Here is a 7,364-nt window from a genome sequence, read left to right as displayed (position 1 = left end):
GGCCGCTGGCGGGTCCTCCAGCACATCACCGTCAGCCCCAGCCGAATCGGCGACATCGCCCGCGCGGCACTTGTCCTCACCCATTTCGAGCACGACTACCTGCCGGCAATTCGCTGAGATCACGTCAGTGAGACAGGAGGCAATCGATGATTCGACGGCCATCGTACTGGCCGTGGCCGCCCTGACGGCGTCCATTCTGCTCTTGACCTTGTCCGGCACCGCCCATGCGGCCGAGAAGCTGGAGCGGTTCGCCACGAAGTCCGCCTGCATGGACGCCCTGTACGATCTCAAGCCCAGCGGGCCTGACGTGCCGTTGAGCTGCAAGTACGAACCCTGCTGCGAAGCGGGTTCCAGCGTCTTTCCCTGGGTGCTGTACGCCGGTTACTGATTCGGCGCTCCGGACGAACCGCGGGCCGCCCGCTCTCGACATGGTGATGAGGGCGGGAAAGGCCCGGGTGACCTTTTGTTTCCGGTGTTCGGCGCCCGCCGTCGTGTGGTGCGAGCCCGGGCCGGGAAGCCGCCGATCCTTTCTTGGGACATGGCTTCTGATCGCTCTCCGCGGGTTGCCTATATTGAGAATGGCCCTTTGTCAATATGCCCTTCGCCGACCGGAATCGGCCTCCGTTCGCGTTGAGCAAGCTCGCCGAGTTGCTCCGGTCCGAATTCGGCTCTGCGATCGAGGTAAGTGTGCACGGGCGAGCCCCATGCTCTTCTTCGAGACCTCTCGGCCGAGGTGAGGGTGCGGGCACGCTGGAGTTCCCCGAGGCCGTGGAAGAACGGCTGATCGAGCCGGCAGGGCGGCGCACGGGAAGGCGCGTACCCCCTGATCAGGCAGATCACCGATGGTCACTGGATGGCCCGCCATCTGGACCAGCGGGACTCCGCGCGCCCTTCTCCTCGGCTCCGGTGAGGACAGGTGTGGAGGATGGGGACTCGTGCCGCCGCCGGCGACGGCCTGACAGCGCCAGGATGCCGTGGACGATGAAGTATTCGGCCACGACGACGTTGATCAGGATGGATGCCCACACGCTGGCGGTGTAGATGTCCTCGAATGTCAGCCAGGTGAACTGCTTCCGCGCCACCATGCCGATGACCAGGTAGATGCGCAGGGTCACCGCGGCGAACGTCAGGGCGTAGTTGCGGATCATCCAGATCTGGTGGAGCCGCACCTCACCGCGGCGGACGCACCGGTAGGCCTGGGCCAGCGTGTACAACCAGGCTGCCGTGAGCACGTAGAACGCGACTTTGGCGGGGAAACCGCTGACCGAGAACGTGGCGGCGAAGAAGGCGGCGATCGAGGCGATCAGCACCGAGATCATGTAGACGCGGCCCGCGACCCGGTGCGCCTTGAGGTGACGGTTGCGCAGGGGAGCCAGGAACTGCAAAGGGCCGATGACCAGTGCCAGGCCGGACGGAACGGCGTGCACGACGAGCGACAGGAAGTGGTGCGCCGCGTCCGGGTTGATCGGGAGATTGCTGTTGGCCGGGTCACCGCTCAGGTACGGCGGTACGGCGAAGGCGGCGATGGCGATCGCGGAGACGGCCATCAACCCCCACAAGGTCCACCGCCGGCGGCTGCCCGTGGCCGGAGAAGTGATGGTAATTTGACTGATCTCCTCTTCAATCGTCAGGGTCAGGTACATGCGCTGGCCAAGGTCATGGCCGACTGCGGAGTTTGACAGTGTTATGGGAGCGCCAAACCGAGTTGAGCTCAGTTGGCTTCCCGGTGTGCCGATTTGCAGGAGCCCAGCGCCGTGGACGGCGCCTTAGCTGTTCGCCTTGGCCGTGGTGCGACTGGTTTCCTGGGCGGGGTTCTTGGTGGTTGCCATACGCGCTCCCAAGCGGTCCCTTAGTTGTCAGCCCGTGACGGCGTTTCGATTGGCGTATCTCAGGGCGGTGGCAGATCTTCATCTGAGACCGCTGACCAGCCGCCCGGGGCATTATCGCGACTCGATTCACTGCATCCAGCCCGAATGGAACCACCTTCTCGGGGCCCGCGGGCGTTCGTGCGCTCGCGGGCCCCGAGCGCACTACCCAGCATGGCGAGAACGAGTGGAGCGAGGGCCAATACCACTCGGACGCGGAGCGACTATAAGGACGTTCTGCCCTGGAGGCATAATGGTGAATGGGATTGGACCAGCACAACGCCTCTTCTTGACTAACGGTTACATCGTATGTCAGACATATTATCAGCGGTTTCGAAACTCCGATCCCTCCGCGGCGAACTCAAAGCGGCGCATGGCCTGGGCCTTGCAGCCGCGGCGCGTCGACGTCGTCGAGGAGTTCGCTGGTTCTCCGGTCCGTCAGCGGCAGGCCCCATACGGCGAGCACGGCGGCTTCCACGACGCGGGCCGGGATGTGGTGCAGCCGGTTCAGGCGTCGGGCCACGGCCGCATCTGCTCGCCGGTTCATCGCGCCTGTCGTGCGGACCTTGGCGCCGCTCGCTGACGAAGCCGAGCGGCGCTCGCGCAATCACCCGTGTGGCGGCTATCGGGTGACGCTCAGTACTCGCACGTCGTGGTGCGCTTTCGCGGGCGGGAAGAGACCCCGCCAAGCCGATCGACGGTGTAGGTGTCTAGGCCTGCCTCGCGCGGCCGGTCAGTGCAGCGGCAGGTCCCGTTGCTGCTGGGGAACGCCCACGGCAGAGACGTGGTGATGGTGCCGTTGTCGTGCGTTTGAAGCTGCACGCAGGAGGCGCGACCGATCGAGCCGGAGCCGATGGAGGCAGCGCGGCAGTCACCAGCAGGCATCGGCCAATATCTTGATATGGTCGACAATATGAAGATATGGTTAGCAGTATGTCAATACCGTCAAGTGCCGGAGACCGTCCGAAGGAAGACCTGACCGCGCGCGCTCGCATCCGAGACGCCGCGCTGGCCCAGTTCGCCGCTCGGGGCGTCAAGGCCGCCACGCTGAAGAACATCGCCGACGCTGCGGGCGTCTCCGTCGGCCTGGTGCAGCACCATTTCGGCTCCAAGGACGGGCTGCGGGAGGCCTGCGACCAGCATGTCCGCGACGCCATCCTGGGTGCCGCCAGCCAGATCCAGGAAGAGACCGACGTCGACCCCGAATTTCTGCGGGGGATGTACGAGGCGAGCGAGCTCAGCGTCCGCTACCTCGCGCGGGCCCTGGTCGAGGGCTCCCCGGTGGCGGCTGCGGTGTTCGACGAAGGCGCCGAGGTCGCCGAGCGGTTCTTCACGGCCACCTGGCCCGATGACTTCCCTCCCGGCCAAGCGAAGGTTCGCGAACGGGCCGTCGTGATGGCGGCGATGCATCTGGGCACGATCGTGCTGCACGAGCATCTGTCCCGGCGGCTCGGCGTCGACGTGTTGCAGCGCGCGCACTCCAGCCTGATCGGCATCGCCCTGGCCGATGTCTACGCGCACATGGGTGAGTGGTTCGCCATGGAGCAGGGAAGCCGGCTCCGTCAGGCCGTCACCGACTTTCACATGAAGGAGCACCCCGATGCCTGATGTGATCGAGATCCGCCGCCTGATCAAGGACTTCGGCCGGGTCCGTGCGCTGGACGGCCTGGACATGACCGTGCGGGAAGGAGAGGTGCACGGCTTCCTCGGCCCCAACGGCGCCGGCAAGTCCACGACCCTGCGCATCCTCCTCGGCCTGCTGCGCAAGGGCGCAGGCGAGGTCCGGCTGCTGGGCGGCGATCCCTGGTCCGAGGCCGTCGAGCTGCACCGGCGGCTCGCGTACGTCCCCGGCGACGTCACCCTGTGGCCGAGCCTGTCCGGTGGCGAGGTGATCGACCTGCTCGCCCGCCTGCGCGGCGGCACCGACGCCAAGCGGCGCGACGAGCTGATCGAGCGCTTCGCCCTGGATCCGCGCAAGAAGGCCCGGACCTATTCCAAGGGCAACCGGCAGAAGGTCGCGCTGATCGCCGCACTCGCCTCCGAGGTCGAGTTACTGCTGCTGGACGAGCCGACCTCCGGTCTCGACCCGCTGATGGAAGCGGTCTTCCGCGAGGTCATCACCGAGGAGCGGCGCGCCGGCCGTACGGTCCTGCTCTCCAGCCACATCCTCGCCGAGGTCGAGGCGCTCTGCGACCGGGTGAGCATCATCCGGGACGGCCGGATCGTGGAGACCGGCACGCTCGCGCAGCTGCGCCATCTCACGCGCATCTCGGTCACGGCGGAGCTGGACACGGCGCCGGATGACGGCCTGCCCCATGTCCACGACCTCCGCATGGACGGTGGCCGCGTACGCTTCCAGGCCGACACCGACCACATCGGCGAGGTGCTGGCCCGGCTGGCGCAGTACGGCGTGCGCGACATCTCCGCCCAGCCCCCCACCCTCGAAGAGTTGTTCATGAGGCACTACCGATGAACACGCCGACACTGATCAGGCTGATCCTGCGCCGCGACCGCGTCTGGCAGCCGCTGTGGCTCCTGCTGGTCGCCCTCTTCGTCACCACCACGGTGGCCACCATCCGCCAGTTGCTCCCGACTCCCGAAGCGCGCCTGCACTACGCGAACGAGATCGCGGCCAACCCCGTGATCCTTCTGATGCAGGGGCCGGCGTACGGCGACAGCCTGGGCGCGGCCGCCGCTCAGCAGCGGGGCGCCGCCACCATGATCTTCGCTGCCCTGGCCAGTGTCATCCTGCTGGTCAAGCACACCCGCTCCGACGAGGAGCAGGGGCGGCGCGAGCTCGTCGGCTCGGCCGCCGTGGGACGGCACGCGCCGCTGACCGCTGCTCTCGCCGTCGTGCTGTGTGCGAACCTGGTGCTGGCCGTGCTGATCGCCGTGGTCGGCGTGAGCGCCGGGCTTCCCCTGGCCGGCTCCCTCGCCTGGGGGCTCATGGCCGCGTCGGGCGGCTGGGTGGGGGCCGCGCTGGCCGCGGTGGCCGTGCAGGTGACTCAGAGCGCTCGGGTGGCCGGAGCCGCGGCCTTCACCGTGTTCTTCGGGGCTTACCTGGTCCGCGGCGTCAGTGACGTGGGCGGCCCGAGCATGGAATGGCTGGGGTGGCTCATGCCGAGCGGGTGGATCCTGCGCGCCCACGCCTTCGGCGGCGAGCGGTGGTGGGTGTTCCTGCTGGTCGCGGTGTTCGTCGCGGCCTTGACCGGGTTGGCCTACGCGCTGTCGGCCAGTCGGGACGTCGGCGCCGGCGTCGTGCCGCCGCGTCTCGGTCCCGCCCATGCGCCGAACGGCCTGCGCGGGCCGCTCGGGCTGGCGTGGCGGATGCACCGGGGCATGGCGCTGGGGTGGGTCGCGGGTGCCGCCTTCATCGGTGCGGCGGTCGGGCTGGGCGGGCAGACCGCCATCGAGACGTTCGCCCAGAGCGGCGCGCTGGATTTCTGGGCCGAGCGGACGGGAACCGACGATCCCACGGAGATCTTCTTCCGCCTCGTCGTGTACAAGCTGGCGATGTACTCCGTCTCCCTGTACTCGATCATGACGGTGCTCCGCCTGCGCGGCGAGGAGGCCACGGAACTCTTCCTGTCCTTTCCCGTGAGCCGGACGCGCTGGGTGGTCAGCCATCTCGTGTTCGCGGTTGCGGTGCCTGCCGCCGTTCTGGTGATCGCCGGCCTCGCGCTGGGCCTTGGCAGCGGTGACTTCGCCGGTGGCCTGGCCATCACCACGACCCTCCTGCCCGGCGTCTGGGTGATGGCCGGGATCGCCGTGGCGGCCTTCGGGCTGTTCCGGCGAGCCGGAGCGGTCGTGGGGTGGACCGCCTTGGTGCTGGCCATCGCCGTGGAGGTCGGCTGGGAGGTCGGGCTGGTGAGCGACTCGTTCTTCATGGTCTCCCCGTTCGCGCACGTCCATTACTCCACGCTGGCCAGCCCGGGAACGGGCACGCTGCTCGGGCTCACGCTCGTGGCCGCCGGCTTCACCGTGGCGGGCCTGTACGGGCTCCGCCGCCGCGATCTGGCTGTGTGACTCCGGCCGTCCAGCAGGAGGGGTACCGGAGCCGCTTCCGACGACACCGGCAAGGCTCGGCTCGACCACCGCGCTGCTTGGCCGCGATCACGCGGCGGGAATCAGCGGGGTAGTGCAGGTGAACGCAGCCCAGTCGCGCACCAGGCGCCCAGTGTCGGGATGGCGCCGCAGCAGCTCGTCCCGTTCGGCGCCGCCAGTGGCGTCGTCGTGCGGGCCGGTCACATGCCGCTCGATCGCCCCCTGCACCTGGGCGGCGAACTCGGGCGGCCAGGACGTCAGACCGTGCGCGCGTACGCGCCAGGAGCGCGAGTCAGCGAGGTGGATGTGGATGGAGAATCTCTCAGCGGCGGGAAGCCCAGGCGGGTAGAGAGTCCGGATCGTCCTGCCACGGCTGCAACCCCCAGCCGCTGGTGCCGAATCAAGCAGCAGGGCCTCGCGGTCGAGGAGAGCGGCGACCTCCTCCAGGAACGCGCCGCTTTCCTCTGACTACGGTGGAGGAGCTGATCGTCTTGAGTGAGGGGCGCGAAGACGTGGATGTGTATGAGGCCGTGGACAGTCGCCGGGCCGTGCGGGCGTTCAGCGATGAGCCGGTGCCCAAGGAGATACTCGAACGAGTGCTGACGACAGCGACGCGAGCTCCGTCGAGTGGGAATCTCCAGCCGTGGCATGTGTACGTTGTGACCGGCGAGCCCTTGGCCGAACTCAAAAGGCGCGCGACGGCCAGGGCTCGGGCGGGAGACCCGGGTGATGAGCGGGAGTATCCGATGTACCCGGCCGAACTGACCTCGCCGTATCTGGACCGCTTTTCCGCCGCGGCCGCGCAGCGGTACGAAGCGCTGGGAATCGAGCGTGACGACCCCGACAGGCCCAAGAAGATCGCTGCCTTGAACTCGGAGGCGTTCGGGGCGCCAGTCGTACTGTTCTGCTACCTCGATCGGACGATGGGGCCCGGACAGTGGGGGGACGCAGGGATGTACCTGCAGACGGTCATGCTGTTGCTGAGAGCGGAAGGGTTGCACAGTTGCCCCCAGGTGATGTGGACGATGTATCGCAAGACTGTCAGCCAGATGGTCGGAGCCGATGACGGGCTCGTACTGTTCTGCGGTGTCTCAGCGGGGTTCGAGAAGGAAGGCGTGCCACGGCTGCGTACAGGGCGGGCGGACATGATGGAGACAGTGAGCTTCATCGGGGTGTGATCGCCAGGCAGTGAAGATCCACAGGGTCGGACCCTTGTAACGCGGTGCAAGGGGCGGATGGGCGGGTCAGTCCTGGGCGTCCTCTTTGACATCCGCCTCCGCCGGGTCGCGCGGCGTGGCCTTCTGACTGGGGGCGCACCGGGACATGGCGAGCAATCGTCAAGACCTGTGGATCAAGATTTTTTAGGCGGCTCTCGACTGGTCCTCGGTGACGGGTGATTCCTCGGGCCGCTCGACCAGCTTGCCGTTGATGAACGTCGCCCCGGCACGGACCAGG

General features: G+C 67.7%; 8 protein-coding genes. 6 read left to right on the top strand and 2 right to left on the bottom strand.

Annotation, left to right across the window (positions count from 1 at the left end; genetic code table 11):
* Positions 1–172 precede the first annotated feature (172 nt).
* The gene (locus ACTWPV_RS49390) at positions 173–388 is read left to right on the top strand and encodes a hypothetical protein (RefSeq protein WP_443157179.1); all 216 of its coding nucleotides are present in this window, start codon (positions 173–175) and stop codon (positions 386–388) included.
* 448 nt (positions 389–836) lie between these two features.
* On the opposite strand, the gene ACTWPV_RS49385 is transcribed toward ACTWPV_RS49390, so the two are convergent.
* A complete protein-coding gene (locus ACTWPV_RS49385; protein WP_443157178.1) occupies positions 837–1,643 on the bottom strand; it encodes a DUF2306 domain-containing protein in 807 nt (268 codons plus the stop codon).
* A gap of 583 nt (positions 1,644–2,226) precedes the next feature.
* Positions 2,227–2,388, bottom strand: a complete 162-nt coding sequence (locus ACTWPV_RS49380) for a hypothetical protein (RefSeq protein ID WP_443157177.1) — start codon at positions 2,386–2,388, stop codon at positions 2,227–2,229.
* A gap of 410 nt (positions 2,389–2,798) precedes the next feature.
* Between ACTWPV_RS49380 and ACTWPV_RS49375 the strand changes: the two genes are divergently transcribed.
* The 5 genes from ACTWPV_RS49375 (at position 2,799) to ACTWPV_RS49355 (ending at position 7,087) form a co-directional block, all read left to right on the top strand.
* Positions 2,799–3,473, top strand: coding sequence for a TetR/AcrR family transcriptional regulator (locus tag ACTWPV_RS49375; RefSeq protein ID WP_443157176.1), 675 nt, complete (start codon positions 2,799–2,801; stop codon positions 3,471–3,473).
* Complete coding sequence (locus tag ACTWPV_RS49370) at positions 3,466–4,338, top strand: ATP-binding cassette domain-containing protein (RefSeq protein ID WP_443157175.1); 873 nt, start codon at positions 3,466–3,468, stop codon at positions 4,336–4,338. The genes ACTWPV_RS49375 and ACTWPV_RS49370 overlap by 8 nt, the downstream gene beginning before the upstream one ends.
* Positions 4,335–5,891 carry an ABC transporter permease gene (locus ACTWPV_RS49365; RefSeq protein ID WP_443157174.1) on the top strand — a complete coding sequence of 519 codons (1,557 nt, stop codon included), beginning with the start codon at positions 4,335–4,337 and terminating at the stop codon, positions 5,889–5,891. Before ACTWPV_RS49370 ends, ACTWPV_RS49365 begins: the two co-directional genes overlap by 4 nt.
* A gap of 159 nt (positions 5,892–6,050) precedes the next feature.
* Positions 6,051–6,377 (top strand): hypothetical protein, encoded by a 327-nt coding sequence (locus ACTWPV_RS49360; protein WP_443157173.1) that lies wholly within the window; start codon positions 6,051–6,053, stop codon positions 6,375–6,377.
* A 5-nt stretch (positions 6,378–6,382) separates the two neighbouring features.
* Positions 6,383–7,087 (top strand): nitroreductase, encoded by a 705-nt coding sequence (locus ACTWPV_RS49355; RefSeq protein WP_443157172.1) that lies wholly within the window; start codon positions 6,383–6,385, stop codon positions 7,085–7,087.
* Positions 7,088–7,364 lie beyond the last annotated feature (277 nt).

The organism is Nonomuraea sp. KM88 (assembly GCF_052245635.1).
Classification (GTDB): domain Bacteria; phylum Actinomycetota; class Actinomycetes; order Streptosporangiales; family Streptosporangiaceae; genus Nonomuraea.
This window is presented reverse-complemented; position numbering and strand designations above follow the sequence as displayed.